Source organism: Hoylesella enoeca JCM 12259, assembly GCF_000613405.1.
In the GTDB taxonomy this organism is placed as follows: Bacteria; Bacteroidota; Bacteroidia; order Bacteroidales; family Bacteroidaceae; genus Prevotella; species Prevotella enoeca.
The window spans coordinates 147,721-167,335 of record NZ_BAIX01000001.1 but is presented as its reverse complement, the minus strand read 5'-3'; the positions used below and the strand labels follow the sequence as shown (position 1 = coordinate 167,335).

Below are 19,615 nucleotides of genomic sequence, written 5' to 3'. Positions count from 1 at the left end.
ATGATGCCCTATGAATGATGCATCATGATTGAGAAACAAAGATGTGGTGGAAAATCTTTTCGGTGGCTCCGGCGAGATCGTTGACGAATGTTTCGGCCCGGATTCCGGCTTCGTGTAAGGAGGATTGATCGTCGATGAAACGCTGCATGATCGTTTCAAACGAGGTGTAATCGGTGATTTCAAAACCTCCCCGAGCTGCAAGCAATCCTTGAGCTTCGTGGAATCGCTTGTTGTTTGGGCCGAAAATGACAGGCATTTTCCATACGGCTGCTTCGAGAACATTGTGGATTCCCACACCGAAACCACCGCCGACGTAGGCCACTTCACCATATTGATAAATGCTGGAAAGCAATCCGAAACAGTCGATCAACAGACAGTCAGCATCCCTTACTTCATCAAGTGTGGCGCGAGTGTATCTCACTGCTTTTCGATTCAACTTGGAAAGAATTTGCTGCAAATGGTCTTCACCAATGACGTGAGGCGCTATGATCAACTTCCAATCACGATGTTTGTCGAAGAATCGGATGAAAATATCCTCGTCGGGAGCCCAACTACTACCAGCAATAAACACTTGTCGATCTTGCTTGAAAGTCTCAACAAGGGGTAGATGATGGGCTTCGTGCTTGATTTGCAACACCCGATCAAATCGCGTGTCGCCCACAACGTCTACGTTGGTGATGCCGATTCGGGAAAGCAACAGACGGCTTTGGTCGTTCTGAACAAAGAAACGCGTGAAGCAGTTGAGCACCTTTCCATAACCGCGACCATACCATTTGAAAAACACTTGACCCTCACGAAAAATGCTGCTCACGCTATATGTGGGTATGCCTCGATGTTTCAGGATGTGGAGGTAATTATACCAAAACTCGTATTTGATGAAAAACGCCATCTCGGGTCGCACCAAACGGAGAAACCTGCGGGCATTACAGATCGTGTCGAGAGGTAAATAACAAATGATGTCTGCACCCTCATAGTCTTTTCGGACTTCATAACCTGACGGCGAAAAGAATGTGAGCAGAATGCGATAAGCCGGAAATCGGCGACGAATAAGTTCTATCAGCGGGCGTCCTTGCTCAAACTCGCCCAGTGATGCAGCGTGAAACCAAATATAATGGGCCTGTGGATCGACTTTCGAACGCAGTATATCGAAAGCCCGGCGTTCGCCGCGCCACATCCGTTTGACCTTTGGATTAAACAGACTTGCTATCGCAACGCCCAATAAATAGATATAAATAAACAGATTATACACTACCGAAAAGATGGAGTTAGATCGTTTATTTCAGAGTATCTATGGCCTTATGGAGACGCTTTAAGGTCTCTTCTTTGCCAAGAAAAGCAGAGATATCGAACATTCCAGGCCCTTTTCCGATACCGACAAGAGCCAAACGGAATGCGTTCATTACATCTCCTAATTTATAACCTTGCTGTTCGACCCATGCCAAGACCACGTGTTCCTGTCCCTCGACAGTGAAGTCTTGAACACTTTCAAGTACTTCGGCAAGTTCTGACATCACCTTGGCTGAGTCAGGTTTCCAGCGCTTTTTCACCGTCTTTTCATCGTATTCGGTGGGCGGAATAAAGAAAAACGAACAGAGAGGCCATAGTTCTTTCACGAAGTTTACGCGATCTTTCATCATCGAAACCACCTGAGTGACGCGCTCCAAAGTCTCATCCACACCATTGTTAGCCACAATTGGGGCAAAGAGTCGGGCTATTTCGTCATCGCTCTTACGCAGAATGTACTCATGATTAAACCAGATTCCCTTTTGGAAATCAAACTTAGCACCGGCTTTGGAACAGCGCGTGATGTCGAAAGCAGCCACCAATTCGTCGAGCGAAAACAATTCTTGATCAGTTCCGGGATTCCAACCCAAGAGGGCAAGAAAGTTGATTACAGCCTCGGGAAAGTAACCACTCTCACGAAAACCGGTACTGATCTCACCCGTTTTAGGATCTTTCCATTCAAGCGGGAACACCGGGAATCCCAGCCGATCACCGTCACGCTTAGAGAGTTTTCCCTTTCCTTCGGGTTTCAAAAGCAGCGGGAGATGGGCGAATTGAGGCATCGTCGCTTCCCAACCGAACGCCCGATAGAGCAGCACATGCAGCGGAGCGGAGGGCAACCATTCCTCACCACGGATGACATGAGTGATTTCCATCAAGTGGTCATCAACGATATTGGCCAAGTGGTAAGTAGGAAGTTCATCAGCACTCTTATACAACACCTTGTCATCTAATATGTCGCTTTTGATCATGACATCGCCTCTGATCATGTCGTTGACGTGCACTTCTTCGCCCGGATCAATCTTGAAACGCACTACATACTGCTCACCGTCTTCGATAAGTTGGTCTGTTTCTTCCTTGGAAAGTGTCAAAGAGTTGCGCATCTGCATACGAGTCCGGGCGTCATATTGGAAATTCGGAATCTCATTTCGCTTGCATTCCAACTCTTCCGGAGTATCGAATGCAATGTAAGCTTTATCGTTTGCAAGCAGTTTTTCAACGTATTCCTTATATATTTCACGTCGTTCGCTCTGACGATAAGGGCCGTGTTCGCCTCCGAAAGTTACTCCTTCATCAAACTTTAAACCCAACCAGCGAAACGATTCAATGATATATTCTTCTGCGCCCGGCACAAAACGAAGACTGTCTGTATCTTCAATTCGGAACACGAAATCGCCTCCGTGTCGGCGGGCAAACAAATAATTATATAACGCAGTGCGTACACCGCCGATGTGTAATGCCCCTGTCGGGCTCGGTGCAAACCGCACTCTGACTCTTCTTTCTGCCATAATCAAGATGTAATCAATGCTTGAATTCCGTGCAAAATTACGATAAATATTCGAATATTGACCGCTTTTTTAGTATTTTCGCAAGGTAAATCAAATGAAGAGAGCAGTATGATGCGGAAATTCAAATCATATAACAGTCGTTATGGGCACAATCTTCTCGCGCGCACCGGGCTGATTATTGGAACAGTGGCAATTATTGTTTGGTCTCTGCCAAGAAAGGAAGAGCTGCGCTTCCACTATGATATGGGCAAGCCGTGGATGTATAATTCATTCATTGCAAAGTTCGACTTCCCTATTTATAAGACCGATGAAGCGATCAAAGCAGAACGAGATTCGATACTCTCAGTATTCCAACCTTATTATAATTACGACCCGACAGTGGAGCAAACACAGATCGGAAACTTTCTGAAAGACTTCAAAGCAGGTATTCCCGGACTATCCAAAGACTATTTGTCTGTCATCGCCGACAGATTGCATAGGCTTTACCAAGCTGGTATTATGGCTACTCCCGATTATAACACCATATTTAAAGACTCGACAAGTATGGTGCGAATCGTCAACGGGAAGAAAGCACAGAGCGTGCAAATCAATTGTATTTTCTCTACAATGGCAGCTTATGAACGCTTGTTTTTAGATGAAAAACTGGCTCCTCAACGACAAATTCTGCAACGTTGCAATCTCAATGATTATCTTACTCCTAATCTCGTGTACGACAAAGAGCGTAGCGAAACCGAGCGAAATGATCTTCTCAGCAGCATTCCGATAGCCAGCGGAATGGTGATGAGCGGCCAGAAGATTATCGACCGAGGCGATATTGTGAGCGATTACACCTATCGTGTGCTTTCATCTTTTGAACGAGAGATGAAGCGAAGGAGTGCAAGTTCGGAGGAAATCACCATGACAATTATCGGACAAACGATCTTCGTGTCGGTGATAATGATCTTGTTTACACTTTATTTGTCGCTCTTTCGCAAGAATTATTTCGATAAGCCACATAGTATCTCAATGCTTTATGCCTTGATTACAATATTTCCTGTCATCGTTTCTTTGATGATGGAACACAACATTTTGAGTGTTTACATCATCCCATTGGCCATTGTTCCGATGTTCATCGGCATCTTTATGGACTCGCGCACAGCCTTTATTTCTCACGTAACAATGATACTTATCTGTGCCGCTGCAGTGAAATACCAATACGAATTTATCATTATTGAAATCTCGGCAGGCCTTGTCGTCATTTTCTCACTGCGTGAATTATCGAGTCGGGCACAAGTATTCAAGACGGCGATCTTCGTTACGCTGGCCACGTCTTTGGTCTTTTTCTCTCTTCAATTGATACAAAGCAACGACCTGTCGAAGCTCGACAACACAATGTACACGCATTTCATGGTCAACGGCGTATTGCTTTTGCTGGCCTATCCGTTGATGTTTGTCATTGAGAAAACATTCGGATTCGTGTCCAGCGTCACGCTGTTTGAGTTGTCAAATACCAACCGCGGCATCCTCAGAGACCTCAGTGAGGTGGCTCCGGGCACGTTCCAACACTCCATCACTGTGGGTAATCTCGCGGCCGAAATTGCCAATCGGATTGGTGCCAACAGTCTGCTCGTGCGCACAGGGGCACTCTATCACGACATCGGTAAGATGGCAAATCCCGTCTTTTTCACAGAGAATCAAGTGGGGGTAGACCCTCATCGCGGAATGGATTACCGCGAAAGCGCTCGTATTATCGTGAGTCACGTCACAGAAGGAGTAAAGATGGCCGAGCAAGAGAATCTTCCCACGATCATCAAAGACTTTATTTTGACTCATCACGGAACCGGAATGGCTAAATATTTTTATATCAAATACAAGAACGAACACCCCGATGAAGAAGTCGATAAGGCGTTGTTCTCTTATCCGGGACCCAATCCTTTCACCCGCGAACAGGCTATTCTGATGATGTGCGACACTGTTGAGGCAGCCTCTCGATCGCTGTCCGAATACACGGAAGACAGTATTAGCAATCTGGTTAACAAACTGATAGACGGTCAAGTGGCCGAAGGATTCTTTAAGGAGTGTCCCATCACATTCCGAGACATTGCCATTGCCAAACAGGTGGCTATCGAACGACTCAAATCTATCTATCACACGCGCATTCAATATCCTGAATTAAAGAAGAAAGATGAATGATTTCGGATAAACGATCTTTCGTTTGTCAAAGATCGAATGATGGTTACACAAACCGCAGGAATTGTGTAGCATCATTCTTTTTACACGTTAACAAATTGTAATAAATTATTTTGATTTACAGAAATAAGGAACAATCATACTAACTTTGCGACCAAATTGTGAAACGTTTTTTAGTATGTATCAATTCAAATCAGCCCTTATCGCTTTGTTGGTAACGATATCCGGGGCTTCGGTTCGCGCTGGCGGACTACTCACCAACACCAACCACAACATTGCTTTTTTACGAAATCCAGCCCGAGACGGTGCCATCGGCATCGACGGTGTATATAGTAATCCGGCCGGCGTGGCCTTTCTCAACAAAGGATTTCACTTCTCTTTCAACGTGCAAAACGTGTATCAAACTCGCACCGTGCTGAGTGGTATCACAGTTCCAATGCTGAAAGGTACGCCGTTTGAGCAACCTTTCAAACTCAACGGCGGTGATGAACAGGGGCGTAAATCGTTTGTCGGCAAGGCTTCGGTGCCTGTTCTGCCTTCGTTTCAGGCTGCGCTGAATTATGATCGATGGGGATTTCAACTCGGTTTTGCCCTAAACGGGGGCGGTGGAAAGTGTACTTACAACGACGGATTAGGTTCGTTCGAGCGCCAAATAGCGTTGATTCCAGCCCAACTTGCCTCGCAAGGATTGACATCCAAGACACCCGGCTATGCGGTTAACAGTTATATCAAAGGTCAACAGTATGTTTTTGGCCTACAATTAGGTGCTACTTACAAGCTCACCGACCATCTTTCGGCCTATGCCGGCATGCGTTTTAATTACGTATATAATAAGTATAAGGGAAGCATCACTAATATTTCGGCCAATATCAACGGTAAAGACGTGCAACTGAATCCTTATTTCGAGGCGCAGGCTACGGATCTTTCAAACAAAGCGGCAGCATTCAATGCACAGGCAGCAGCTGCTACAGACCCCACCGTGAAGGCCAAATTGGCCGCAGCCGCAGCGCAATACTCTGCGGGAGCCACCAAGATGCGCGAGGCCGCAGGCCAAGTAAAAGATCGTTATTTGGACTGTACGCAGACGGGATGGGGCGTGACGCCCATTATCGGTATCGACTTCAAACAAGGGAGTTGGAACGTAGCCACTCGTTTGGAATTCAACACGCATCTCAACATTGAGAACGACACGAAACGCGATGACACCGGACTCTTCCCGCAAGGAGTGAACACGCCCAATGATCTGCCGGGTCTTTGGACGCTCGGCGCACAGTATTCCATTCTGCCATCGGTGCGTGTGATGGCCGGCTATCACTATTTCTTCGACAAAGGTGCACGCATGGCAAATGACAAACAAAAGCTCTTGAAGCACAACACACAGGAGCTTTTGGCTGGTGCCGAATGGGATATCACGGATCGAATACTCGTCAGTGCGGGTATACAGCGCACCAAGTACGGACTGGGCGACGGTTCTTACCTCAGCGATCTGAGTTTCGTCACAAGCAGTTATTCCGTCGGTTTCGGAGCTAAATTCCGCATCATGAAGAATGCTTCGGTCAATGTGGCTTACTTCTGGACCAATTATGAGCATCATAAAAAGGAATATCAGCAAACTTACTCGACATTGACCGCCGTCAACACTGACGATTTCACCCGCACCAACAAGGTTCTCGGCGTGGGCATCGACATCGATTTCTAATTGAGCGGAAGTTCGGAGTGATCCCGAACTCTCTGTAAACAAATAGACCAGTGGACAAGTAAATGAGTGAACCAAGGCCTCCCTTTTACTTGTTTACTGGTTCACTTGTTCACTCATTAATTCATCCCTCTTTTTTCAGGAAGCGTGAATCACCTCCTGATTAACGCTTAATCGCATTACAACTAACCGTTAATCAACGTGCAACTAACGGTTAATGAGAAGATGCCTTTTTCTTAGTCTGTTCCAGAATGGAGAGAAGTCAAGATGAGAGTAGGGCATTTTTGATGTTCTTTTATTCCTATACTTGAAACGAATACATACTTAACTATTGGTATATCAATGTCTAATTTCCTCTTGAATACTTATTTTTAGGTATTGCCTAACTATCCGATTCCTCTTAATTTTGCACACTTATTAAGAGAGTTACTCCATGACGAAGGTGAGAATCGGGCTTTTATGTATATGCTGTTTATGGACACTCGCCGGCTGGGCACAATCAAAACTCCATGCGACGGTGCTTGATCGGGAGAGTCACGAACCGATTGTCGGCGCCACCATCACTGTCGAAGGACAGAAAAAAGGCGGTGCTGTGACCGATGTTTCGGGGCGTTTCGTCATCGATACAGCAGCAGGAAAGACACTCATCATCACCTATATTGGATATCAACGGCTATCGGTAAGGGCTGCCGAAGGAGCTGTTTATACGCTCGTTCCCGATGTGAAACGTCTCGGCGAAGTGATTGTCACGGCACAAGAATCGCGCGGTTTGGCCGGCGCCTCTGTCATTCGGCGTCACGCCATGGAGCATCTCCAACCCTCATCATTTGCCGATCTACTCGAGCTTTTGCCCGGTGGACGTGCTCATGATCCGTCGCTCACTGCGCCAAACACCATCCACCTACGCGAGGCCCTACCCTCTTCAAACAGCAATTATGCCACATCATCGCTCGGAACAAGTTTTATTCTTGACGGCGCTCCTATCAGTAACAATGCCAACATGCAGTTTCTCGCAAGTTCGTGGGAGCTGAAAGCCACCACGAGAGACTTCACCAACCAAGGTGCAGATATGCGAACCATCCCCACAGATGATATCGAACGCGTGGAGATCGTGCGCGGCATACCCTCTGTGGAATATGGAGATCTCACCAGTGGAGTGGTTCGTATCGAGCGCAAAAGAGGCGGACACGATCTCAATGCACGCCTGAAAGCCGACATGGGAAGCAAACTGTTCCACCTGGCCAAGGGTTTCGAGTGGAACGGGAAACGCACGCTTAACCTCAGTGCAGACTATCTCGACGCTCGCAGTGACCCTCGAAACACTCTCGAAAACTATCAGCGCATAACGCTCTCAGCCCGTTTTGGCAAGCTGTGGACGGGTGAAAAGCAAGACATCCAACTATCAACCAATCTCGATTACGGTGGTTCTTTCGATCGTGCGAAGGTCGATCCAGACCTCAATTACGGTAATGTCGACCGCTATAAATCCACTTATAATCGCATCGCTGCACTCACTTCGGTGGAAGTGAAAACAAAAAGAGCAACATGGTTCAAGTCTTTTCTCGCATCGGTTTCGAGTTCTTACCAGCATGATTTGTTGTCACGCACCCGTTTGGTGCAGCTCCAACGCGAGACACCTGCGGCCACAACGCTCGCCGAAGGAGAGTCTAACGCAGTGCTGTTACCCTTCACTTACACCGCCACACAGGATGTAGACGGCAAACCTTTTAATCTTTTCGCTAAGCTGAATGCGCATTTTCAACTTCCGACACACCGTGTTTCCAATACGCTTTTGATCGGAATCGATTGGAATATGGATAAGAATTACGGGTACGGTCAGGTATTCGACCCACTCCGCCCGCTGTATCCCGGCACATCGGCAAGGGCTCGTCGACTTTCAAGTATTCGTGCGCTACACACCGTTTCGGCCTATGCCGAAGAACGAATCGCGGTCTCTGTGGGACAAAATCGATTCGAGTTGGTGGGCGGTTTACGTGCAAGCGAAATGCTGAATTTACCCACCACCTATATGATGCACGGTAAAGTGTATCTTGATCCACGTGTAAATACCGGTTGGACATTCCCCCGTTTCACCCTCGCCAACCGTTCTTCATCTGTCCGGATAGCTGTGGGCGTGGGCCGACACACCAAGACTCCCACGATGGATCAGCTCTATCCGGGCCTTGCTTATCTTGATATCACACAGCTGAATTATTATCACAACAACCCCGCTTACCGTTTGATCAATCAGCAGACTTACAGAATCGATCCCACCAACGAAACTCTTTGTCCGGCGCGCAATCTGAAATGGGAGGTCAGTGCAGACGTAAACGTCGGCGGAAATCGACTTTCCGTCACACTGTTTCGCGAAGACATGCGTTCCGGGTTCAGGTCTTCCACGATTTATTCACCTTTTACTTACAAGCAATATGATGCTTCGGGCATAAACGCTTCCACACTAACGGCGCCTCCATCAGTGTCTGATCTGCCATATACAACGGTGACAGAGCTTTTCGGTCACAGTGAATGCACCAACGGCAGTCGCACATTGAAACGCGGAATCGAATACACTTTCGCTTCCGAACGCATCAAGCGGTTTCACACCCGACTGACAATCACAGGCGCATGGTTTGTTACACTCTATCGCAATTCCATCACTTCGATGCAGCGTCCGAGTGCAGTTGTGGGCGGAAAGCAAATTCCCTATGTCGGCATTTACAAAGACGTCGACGGCGTGAAAAATCAAATGGCCAACACAAACTTCACTTTCGACACAGATATACCTAAACTCCGGTTAGGCTTTTCGGTGTCGGCGCAATGCTTATGGTTCACGTCTTCGCAACGCCAAAGATTGAGTAACGCGCCCGATCAATATATGAGCGCCGACGGAAGCGTGCATGATTGGCAGCCCACCGACGCCCAAGACACCTATCTTCGATGGCTGGTGAGAACTTATACAGATGCCGACTACCGCAAGAGAACGCTCCCTTTCTGTATGAATCTCAACTTGAAAGTGACGAAGAAGTTGCTCAACGACCGCCTGAATATTGCCATGTTCTGCAACAAAATATGGGATTACACGCCCGATTATCGTGATAACGGCACGATGATTCGCCGTCATGTGAATCCTTACTTCGGGTTGGAGATGAACGTAAAGATATAGCCTTAGTCCCCTAAATGAGGAGATCTAGGATCTGAACAAATAAAAATTGCAAAACGATCATGTCAGAACGCCAAAAGAAGAAACCGTTAATCACAATGCAACTCATGCTTAATCAGCGTGCAACTAACGCTTTATTGGCGTGCAAGTAACATGAAAATAGAAAAGGAAAAGAATGAGAAGACTCATATATATATTATGTGCTGCGGTGATCATAGCCGTCAGTGCCTGTCACGAAGAGCATGAAGACTATTTCGCAGAGGCTGCTGTCACGGTGAATGCAGGCGACACTGTCACGGTGGATCGTGTGCAAGCAACGGCTGTTTTGACCAATCTCAATACGCGAGAAGTGACCACTTCGGCCGATTTCAATGGTCAGACGTTGCATCTTTCGTTGCTGCGCGGCGCTTATATCGTGAGTATTGAGGGGCTGATCAAATATACAAACGCAGCTCGAACAGTATATACGCGGCGTTTCAGAGCCTATACCGACTATGCCGAAATGGCTCAAACGAAAGGCAATTCTTTGGTGTTGAACGTGATATGGATAGATTGATGAAACTTTTCCGATACGCAATCGCACTGCTCGTAATCCCCACTCCAACAGCAGAGACGAGTGCATCAACACTCGATTCGGCCCGAACAGAGCGTGCCGTGATGTGGAACAGCACGCGCAGCGAGGGTTGGACGAATCCCGCTCTTTATGGCACGGCCTTCCGCAAGACTCGTTCTGTCCTATTCTTTCAGGGCGATTGGCGTCACGAAAAAGTGCCCGTGGTGATGCAAAAAGGCTCCGGCGCACTGTCGGGAATGCTCCAAGCCGATTCGTATATCCGTCTTTCAGACCGTGCCACGGTGTGGGGTGCCGCCTCATACACATCTGGCGGCACGCGAGACATCACTTGGAACAGCACAACCGACTATGATTTGCTGGCCCCCTATGTGTTAGCCGATACCGTGGGAGGCAACACTCGCAGTGAGCGTTACCGTTTCGGCGGCGGTTATGCAGCACGGATCGGTCGATGGACAGCGGCCGGCGAACTGCTGTTCAGAGCCAAACAGGAATATCGTAAACGTGATCCACGCATGCGCGGCATCGTTTCCGACCTCACGTTACGCATCGGAGCAGCCCACGATTGGGGGCAACAGCGATGGGCGTTGGCCGTAGAAGGCAATATCTATAAGCAAAACAACGACGTCACATTCTATCAAGAGGCCGGCGGAGCAACCGAATATCAGATGACAGGATTGGGTTCTTATTATACTCGTTTCACTGCTTCGCGCACTAACATATATTATGAAGGTGGCGGCATCAGCCTGCAATTAGATGCCCAACCTGCGTCGGATGCAGGCTGGTTCGGTACATTTAGATTTTCCACACATCATTATGAACGCATCTCCGATGAATATAACTCCCTGCCGTTGACCACACTTTACGTTGCACGAGCACATCTCACGGCAGGTTGGAAACGCGAAGGCACCCATCGTTTGGCCATTTTCGGCTGCTTCGATCACATGCGGAAAAGCGGCGACGAACATGTGGCGGGCAACGCAGTGGGTGGCGAATACCCCGTGTTAGCTGATCTGACAATGTATAAACACCGGTTGACGGATGCCTCGCTGCACGCTGTTTACGGGCAGCAAAATCGTGTCTGCTGGTATGTGCAAACCTCTGTGGGTTATCGAAACAGTTGCGAACGTTATGCATATCCGCAACGGCAGATGGACGACCGGCGGCTTTACGGCCGGTTAGAGACGCAGTGGCTCTTCCCCGTTACGCGTCGCCTCGCCCTCGAATGCGTGTTGGGCGGCAGCTATTCTGCCAACATCGACAAGGCCATCACAATGCCCTATGCCAACATGAAACCACCGTTTGTCAGACAAGTGAATGAAACCTATCGACAACTAACGGCTAATCGCACGACAATTAACGGTAAGTTGCGCTGCGATTACATGTTAAACGCACGCCAATTAACGCTTTATTGCGAACTTGTCGGAAATCAATGGTTCGGCAATGTACAGAATAACGGACAACAACTGGGTCTCACCGTGGGACTCACCTATTAATATATGTATAACAAATCAATCAAAAAAGAACAATGAATAAGAAAATTTTGATGAGCATCATGATGCTCCTGACCGTGTTCACAACACTCATTTCATGTAAAGATGATGACAAGACAGATCCTGTTGCACAGCAATCGGTGACCTTGCAGATGCCTCTGAATCTGACGGATGCCACCTTGCAGCGCGCCACGGCAACGTTTACGAATGTTCAGACAAGCCAAACTTTTGTCGTGACAGCCTTTACCAAGAACGGAAACAACTATGTGGCAACCACCGTTTTGCCCGTGGGTACGTATAACGTCACCGTGGATGGCATCATCGCTTACACCGTCGATGGCACCCAAACCACTAGTCATGTGAAAGCGCAGACGCAAAACGTGGTCGTGCAAGAGAGTGGTTCGCAGCCGGGCAACGTCTCGTTGGCACTCAACACCTATACAGCAAAAGAGGGATTCGTGATTTCCGAAATCTTCTTTACAGGTAATCTGACACCCGAAGGTAAGCAATATTTCAGTGATCAATACATCAAAGTAACCAACAACACGAGTGAAACGCTTTATGCCGACAGCTTGGCGATCGTGGAATCAGCCTTCAACAGCGCAACAAAACGCGATTACACGCCCAATATCATGTCGCAAGCCATGAGCGTGGATGCCATCTATATGATTCCCGGCAATGGCAAATCGGTGGCTGTTCAACCCGGAAAGAGTTTGCTGTTGGCCCTCAATGGCATCAATCATAAGGAAAAATGTGCCACCTCTTATGATCTGAGTAAAGCTGATTTCGAGTTTTACGACGTGAGCACCAACACCGTTACGGATGTTGATAATCAGTCGGTACCCAACCTAGATAAATGGTATTGCTATACGAAATCAATCTTCGTGCTCCATAACGGAGGCAATAAAACCTATGCACTGGTGAAGATGCAGGGATCGAAAGAAGACTTTTTGAAGAACAATTTCTATACGGCAACTTATCAATTTGTTTTCGGTGGCACCTCGAAAACAATGAAAGAAGAGGCTTACAAGATACCTAATTCATGGGTAGTGGATGCTGTCAACCTCGGTATCCAAGGCACATACGAGTGGAATGTGATCTCAGCTGCCCTTGATGCAGGCTGGACTTATTGCTCGGAAAAGCGTAGCGACAAGACGCGTTACGGCAAATCAGTGATTCGGAAGATGGAAAACGGCAAATATGTCGATACCAACAACTCGACCAACGACTTCGTTCCGCGTAGTAAACCGAGCTTAGCCAACTAATGAATTAGAGCGAACAGAGATGCAGAGAATCCTTTTCGGCTTGATACTTTATGTCTTGTTGCCGGTCGTGTCATCAGCACAGACCGTGCAACAAGACAATACATACCGTGTTGGTAAGCTCAAAAACGGACTGACTTACTATATTCGATACAACGGGAAAGATCCGGGTATGGCCGATTTCTATATCGCCCAACGCGTGGGTTCTATCTTGGAAGAACCTCGTCAACGCGGACTCGCCCACTTCTTAGAGCATATGGCTTTCAATGGAACGGTGAATTACCCCGGCAAAGATGGTCGGTTGGGCATCGTTCCATGGTGCGAGACAATTGGTGTAAAGTTCGGAACCAATCTGAATGCGTATACCAGCGTCGACCAAACGGTCTATAATATTTCCGCAGTACCCGTGAAATGCGAGGCAATTCTTGATTCCACATTGCTCATTCTGCATGATTGGAGTCATGATTTGCTGTTAACGGACAAGGAAATCGATAAAGAACGCGGCGTGATTCACGAAGAGTGGCGCACGAGAAGAGCTGGGAAAGCGGCCCAAAGAATGATGGAACGCGTGTTGCCGACCGTCTATCAGGGTACGAAATACGCCGACTGCCTACCCATCGGATCAATGGACATCGTCGATCATTTCCCTTATGAGGATTTGAGAGACTATTACCGGAAATGGTATAGACCTGATTTGCAGGCCATAATTGTGGTTGGCGACATCGATATAAACCGTGTCGAGGCTAAGATTAAGCAACTTTTCGAACCTATTCCGATGCCAAAGAGTCCTGCGAAGCGCGTGTATTATCCTGTGACTGACAATGAACGGATGATCGTTGCTGTTGATCGAGACCGCGAACAACCGATTATTTTAGCGCATCTTTACATGAAACGCGCTGCAACCAATGATGATCAAAAAACCACGGTGCGTTATCAGCGCGACGGTTATATAGAAAGTCTGGTTGCATCGATGCTCAACGAGCGACTCAGTGAGTTGCAACACCATGCCGATCCACCCGTTTTGAGTGCTACAGCACATGTTGGACAGTTTCTCGTTTCGCGTACAAAGGACGCTTTTTCACTGTCTTTTGGCTGCCGACAAGAGAATATTCGTGGCTCGTTCGATGCTGTTATCGCTGAGAGTGAGCGTGCACGACGTTACGGTTTCACGCAAACCGAACTCCAACGGGCCAAAGCCATCCGACTCAAAGCGGCTGAGCGCCGAGTCAAAGAGCGTGATACGCGCAAAAACGGATACTATGTGCGGACGGCATTGCGCCATTTTCTTGAATCGGAACCAATACTTTCGGCCGACGAAAACATGCAACTCACGGCGCAGTTTGATTCCAACGTGACGCTTGCTGAGGTCAATGCAGCTGCCAAACAGCTCATTTCCGACCGCAATCAAGTGCTTACTGTTTTTGCACCTGACAAAGAAGGACTGCACATTCCGACAGCTTCGGAATTTGAAAAATACGTTCTCGACGCGCAGGCTCGTGCTTACACACCTTACCAAGACACTGCCGTGACACAAGAACTCATCACCAAACATCCCGTGCCAGGCCGTATTCTGTCGGAGCGAAACTATGGAAAGCACGGTGTGAAAGTGCTCAAACTGAGTAACGGAATTGATGTTTACGTCAAACAAACAGACTATAACAAAGATCAAATCACGATGCGTCTTTTCGGCGAAGGCGGCTATTCGCTTTATCCGGATAGCGATATGGTCAACTGCTTGCTGGCTGTCAATGCGATCAAAGATGCTGGCGTGGGCCGTTTCAAAGCATCAACACTGCGCAAGATGTTGGCTTCCAAGGTTGTCAGTGTGGATCCTTCGATCGAAGACGACATGCAAAGCATCCAAGGTTCGTCGTCGGTCAAAGATTTAAAAACGATGATGGAACTCACATATCTCTACTTCACGCAACCCCGAAAAGATTCAACGGCTTTCCGAAGTCTCATCAACCGCACGCGATCATTTCTTACCAATCGCGAAGCCAATCCCAAGTGGCCTACAACGACTCGTTGAGAACGATCCTATTTGACAACAACCCGCGTGTCCAACCCCTCAAACGGTCGTCGCTCAAACATGCTTCTTATGATCGGATGATGCAGATTTATCGCGGATGTTTCAGTGATGCGTCGGGCTTCAAAATGATTCTCACGGGCAATGTAGACCTTCAAACACTGCGTCCTTTGCTCTGCCAGTATATCGCTTCACTACCTGCGACACGCCAGAAAAAGGCTGTTGTCAACGCCCATCCGCCTTTCCGGAACGCTGATGAGACACGACTCTTCCGCAAAAAGATGGAGACTCCCTCGGCGCTTGTCAGTATCTTCTACAATTTCTCGGTGCCTTTCACGGCCAAAAACGATCTGATCCTCGATATGTTGGGGCGTGTCTTGACCATTGCTTACACAGATTCCGTACGCGAAGAAAAGGGTGGAACCTATGGTGTTGCCGTCAAACCGGCACTCGAAAAAGATGCCAATCCCACGGCAATGGTGCGTATTTCGTTCCGCACAGACCCCCAAAAATATGCCGATCTCATCCCGATTGTCTATCGGCAGATGCTCATCTCGCCACAGAAGGTCCCGATCCGGTCCGTCTGAACAAAGTGAAAGCGTTCTTGTTGAAGAACTATTCGCTGAACATTGTGAATAATGAGTATTGGTATTACATACTATATAATGAGCTTCAGACAGGTGTCGACTTCCACACAGGCTATGAGTCGCTGGTGAAAAGTATCTCACCCGCCGATATCAAACAGATGGCCCGCACATTGATCCATGCTCACCGCCGAATTGAAGTGACGATGATGCCAGAGTGAAACTCCATTTGAAAATGGAGCGTTGAGAATAGATCATCCTCCTTTGTTCCCTCTCTTTCTTTTCAAAGGAGGCGGAGGGGGTATCTCATGAAGCGTTAGTTGGCGTGCAACTAACGCTTCATTGCTATGCGATTAAGCATTAGGCGCCTTTCGATTAACGGTTACTTGCAAGAGGAATGGAAAGGAGTTGGAGAGTGAGAACGTTGAGTCCCTGTGGAAAGAGAGTTTCCTACGTCTGTGGTTCATCATTTTCAACGAGGGAATTCCGCATTCATCATGGTGTCACGGGGTAATCATTCTTCATATCTAAGTGTTACTCAACACTTAAAAAACGTTGCTGTTTGCGCAATCAGTAATTGAAATTCCACCCGTATTACGATGATTCTTTGTATATTTGCGACGAAAATCTACGATTAAACCATCTAAATTGCAATGAATAAATTTCTTTTTCTTGTGGCGGCAACGTTTTTCTCGCTGCACACAAAAGCTGTAACGGATGGGAAACCAACATTTACTGAATGGCATGATTTGCAAATCAATTCGATCAATCGGTTCCCCATGCATACGGATTTTTTTGCTTATGAATCACTCGAAAAGGCGTTGGCAGGCGATCGAACAGCGTCAGCCAACTTCCTTTCACTCAATGGCGACTGGCAATTCAGATGGGTGGCAAATGCCGATGAACGGCCAACAGACTTTTACACAACGACCTTCGACGATTCACAATGGGGAAAGATGCCCGTACCGGTGTATGGGAACTCCACGGTTTCGGCGATCCTGTTTACATCAATGTGGGTTTTGCGTGGCGCGGACATTTTAAAAACGATCCGCCGAATGTACCGATCAAAGATAATCACGTGGCTCTTACCGCCGCTGGGTGCAGTTGCCCGAAACGTGGAAAGGGCGCCAAATCATTGCGCATTTCGGTTCAGTGACATCCAATATTTATCTCTGGGTTAACGGAAAATTTGTCGGTTACGCCGAAGACAGCAAGATTGCGGCCGAGTTCGATCTCACTCCTTACTTGCATCCGGGGCGCAATCTCATCGCCTTTCAAACCTTCCGGTGGTGCGACGGGTCATATTGCGAAGACCAAGACTTTTGGCGTTTGAGCGGTGTTGGTCGTTCGTGCTACCTATATTCACGCGACCCCAAAACGCACATGACAGATATTCGTATCACACCCAACCTCGATTCGCAATATCGGAACGGTTCACTTGAAATCGAAACACATTCGGAATGTCCTGCATTTATCTCCTATGAACTGTTAAACTCACAAGGAGAAAGCGTGGTAAAGGCATTTGGAACAGAGACGAGAAAGACATTATACGTCGAAAATCCACATCTGTGGACGGCCGAGACACCTTATTTATATACATTATTGGCGCGCGTTTTCACAATTGCTACACCTAAAAAGGAAGAACGCCCACAAAAGATGACACCATTCAGACTCCTTGAAGTAATCCCGTTGAAAGTCGGATTCCGAAAGGTAGAAATCAAAAATGCGCAGTTGTTAGTCAACGGTAAGGCCGTATTTATCAAAGGAGCCGACCGACACGAGATGGATCCCGACGGCGGATATGTAGTAAGTCGGGATAGGATGATTGAAGATATCAAGATTATGAAACGCCTCAACATTAATGCCGTGCGTACCTGCCACTATCCCGATGACCCGCAGTGGTACGACCTCTGCGATAAATACGGGCTCTATGTCTGTGCTGAGGCCAACCAAGAGAGCCACGGATTCGGTTACGAAGATACGTCCGAAGCTAAGAAGCCGCAGTTTGCCAAGCAGATTATGGAGCGCAATCAACACAACGTGAAATCATTCTTCAATCATCCAAGCATCATTTATTGGTCAATGGGAAATGAAACCGTAGACGGCCCTAACTTCACTTCGACCTACAAGTGGATAAAAAATACGGATCCATCACGTCCCATTCATTGGGAACGTGCAGTGAAAGGAGCCAACACCGACATCTTTTGTCCGATGTATCGCTCGCAAGCCGACTGTGAAACTTATGCCAAGAGTACTGCTCCCGAAGATCAAAAGCCGCTCATCCAGTGCGAATATAACCACACGATGGGCAATTCCGGCGGCGGATTCAAGGAGTATTGGAATCTCGTGCGCAAATATCCGAAATACCAAGGAGGTTTTATTTGGGACTTCGTTGACCAAGGTTTGCACGGTAAAGATAAAAACGGGACGCCCATTTACACCTATGGCGGCGACTATAATGATTATGACGGCAGTGACAATAACTTCAATTGCAACGGTATCATAGGCCCGGACAGGCAACTGAATCCGCACGCTTATGAAGTAGCTTACGTGCATCAGAATATATGGGCAACACCCATTGATTTGCAAACAGGTAAGATCAAGGTATTCAATGAATATTTCTTCCGTGATTTAAGCAACTATAAACTGGTGTGGAAACTACTTGCCGGCGGTCGAACCATTCAACAGGGAGAAATCGATCGACTGAACATCGCACCACAACAAACGGCAGAATATACACTGCCTTATCATCTTGACGCGGTGACGAACGCTGACGAGGTCTTGCTCAATATCGATTTCAAGCTGAAAACTGCCGAGCCTCTGATGGAAAAAGACCAAACTGTGGCTTACGACCAGTTTGTAATTAGAGGTTATAAATATCTTCCGAAAGGAAAGATTTACAGTGCATCGAAAAAAAATATCAAAGTGATTGATGACCGAAAAGCAGATGAAATCGTGCTGAAAAATGCTGATATCGACATCCGTTTCAATCAAAAGACAGGACTTCTCACCACTTATCAGGTAGGCGGAAAATCTTTCTTAGGCGCAGGCGGTACCTTACGTCCCAATTTCTGGCGTGCAGTGACCGACAATGATATGGGTGCCAGACTGAACAAGAAGTATCGGGTGTGGCACAATCCGCCGATGAACGTCACCTCAATGACTGTCAAGAAAGAACGGAAAACACGTTCGACAAATGTCATCGTAACCTATTCGATGCCGACAGTAAAGGCAGAACTCACGCTCTCTTATCAAATCTTTGCCGACGGAAATATCCTTGTCAACGAGCAAATGATTACAGACAAAACGGCCCAAGTGCCCAATATGTTCCGCTTCGGAATGGTAATGGACTTGCCTTATACGATGGAGCAAAGCCAATTTTATGGTCGCGGCCCTATCGAGAACTATGCCGATCGCAAGCTCTCGCAACGTATCGGCATCTATTCACAGACTGCGACGAGCAATTCTACCCTTACATCCGTCCCCAGGAGACCGGAACCAAGAGCGATATACGCTGGTGGAAACAAACGGATGCCCACGGTCAGGGCCTTCACATCGTGTCCACAGATGCCTTTTCAGCCTCTGCGCTGCACTACAACATCGCTGATCTCGACGGCGGTTTGGAGAAAGCACAACGTCATTCGCCACAGGTTCCGAAGTCAAAATATACCGAACTCTGTATAGATGGTATACAAGCAGGTGTCGGCGGTATCGACAGCTGGAGCCCGAAAGCCACAGCATTGCCTCCCTATCGAGTCACTTACCAAGACCGCGGCTTCACATTCTGGTTACAACCGATAAACAACTAAAACAAAACGGACAATGGGGAAGAACTCCATTGTCCATTTTTTATATGCCTTTG

At 47.5% G+C, this 19,615-nt stretch carries 8 protein-coding genes and 2 pseudogenes; 8 read left to right on the top strand and 2 right to left on the bottom strand.

The window, feature by feature from the left end:
• Positions 1 to 22: 22 nt before the first annotated feature.
• Both JCM12259_RS00680 and gltX read right to left on the bottom strand, forming a co-directional pair.
• Positions 23 to 1,249 (bottom strand): 3-deoxy-D-manno-octulosonic acid transferase, encoded by a 1,227-nt coding sequence (locus JCM12259_RS00680; protein ID WP_025065026.1) that lies wholly within the window; start codon positions 1,247 to 1,249, stop codon positions 23 to 25.
• Positions 1,250 to 1,274: 25 nt separating this feature from the next.
• Entirely contained in the window at positions 1,275 to 2,792 is a 1,518-nt protein-coding gene (gltX, locus tag JCM12259_RS00675; RefSeq protein WP_025065025.1) for a glutamate--tRNA ligase, read from the bottom strand.
• A gap of 111 nt (positions 2,793 to 2,903) precedes the next feature.
• On the opposite strand from gltX, the gene JCM12259_RS00670 reads away from it, so the two are divergent.
• From JCM12259_RS00670 to JCM12259_RS13020, 8 genes and pseudogenes are all read left to right on the top strand, one after another.
• Positions 2,904 to 4,964, top strand: a complete 2,061-nt coding sequence (locus tag JCM12259_RS00670; protein WP_025065024.1) for an HD family phosphohydrolase — start codon at positions 2,904 to 2,906, stop codon at positions 4,962 to 4,964.
• 175 nt (positions 4,965 to 5,139) lie between these two features.
• The gene (locus JCM12259_RS00665; RefSeq protein ID WP_025065023.1) at positions 5,140 to 6,660 is read left to right on the top strand and encodes an outer membrane beta-barrel protein; all 1,521 of its coding nucleotides are present in this window, start codon (positions 5,140 to 5,142) and stop codon (positions 6,658 to 6,660) included.
• A gap of 430 nt (positions 6,661 to 7,090) precedes the next feature.
• Complete coding sequence (locus JCM12259_RS00660) at positions 7,091 to 9,820, top strand: carboxypeptidase-like regulatory domain-containing protein (protein ID WP_025065022.1); 2,730 nt, start codon at positions 7,091 to 7,093, stop codon at positions 9,818 to 9,820.
• A 172-nt stretch (positions 9,821 to 9,992) separates the two neighbouring features.
• The gene (locus JCM12259_RS00655; protein WP_025065021.1) at positions 9,993 to 10,373 is read left to right on the top strand and encodes a hypothetical protein; all 381 of its coding nucleotides are present in this window, start codon (positions 9,993 to 9,995) and stop codon (positions 10,371 to 10,373) included.
• A complete protein-coding gene (locus JCM12259_RS00650) occupies positions 10,361 to 11,884 on the top strand; it encodes a DUF6850 family outer membrane beta-barrel protein (protein WP_148299525.1) in 1,524 nt (507 codons plus the stop codon). Before JCM12259_RS00655 ends, JCM12259_RS00650 begins: the two co-directional genes overlap by 13 nt.
• Before the next feature lie 32 nt (positions 11,885 to 11,916).
• Complete coding sequence (locus JCM12259_RS00645) at positions 11,917 to 13,146, top strand: DUF4876 domain-containing protein (RefSeq protein ID WP_025065019.1); 1,230 nt, start codon at positions 11,917 to 11,919, stop codon at positions 13,144 to 13,146.
• A 19-nt stretch (positions 13,147 to 13,165) separates the two neighbouring features.
• Positions 13,166 to 15,974, top strand: a pseudogene (locus JCM12259_RS13025) (M16 family metallopeptidase).
• A 432-nt stretch (positions 15,975 to 16,406) separates the two neighbouring features.
• A pseudogene (locus JCM12259_RS13020) lies at positions 16,407 to 19,562 on the top strand (glycoside hydrolase family 2 TIM barrel-domain containing protein).
• Positions 19,563 to 19,615: the final 53 nt, after the last annotated feature.

Excerpts from the sequence above, each read along its gene's own strand:
- JCM12259_RS00670 (WP_025065024.1), top strand. The coding sequence starts at position 2,904 with ATGCGGAAATTCAAATCATATAACAGTCGTTATGGGCACAATCTTCTC.
- JCM12259_RS00650 (WP_148299525.1), top strand. The coding sequence starts at position 10,361 with ATGGATAGATTGATGAAACTTTTCCGATACGCAATCGCACTGCTCGTA.
- JCM12259_RS00655 (WP_025065021.1), top strand. The coding sequence starts at position 9,993 with ATGAGAAGACTCATATATATATTATGTGCTGCGGTGATCATAGCCGTC.
- JCM12259_RS00660 (WP_025065022.1), top strand. The coding sequence starts at position 7,091 with ATGACGAAGGTGAGAATCGGGCTTTTATGTATATGCTGTTTATGGACA.
- gltX (WP_025065025.1), bottom strand. The coding sequence starts at position 2,792 with ATGGCAGAAAGAAGAGTCAGAGTGCGGTTTGCACCGAGCCCGACAGGG.
- JCM12259_RS00645 (WP_025065019.1), top strand. The coding sequence starts at position 11,917 with ATGAATAAGAAAATTTTGATGAGCATCATGATGCTCCTGACCGTGTTC.
- JCM12259_RS00665 (WP_025065023.1), top strand. The coding sequence starts at position 5,140 with ATGTATCAATTCAAATCAGCCCTTATCGCTTTGTTGGTAACGATATCC.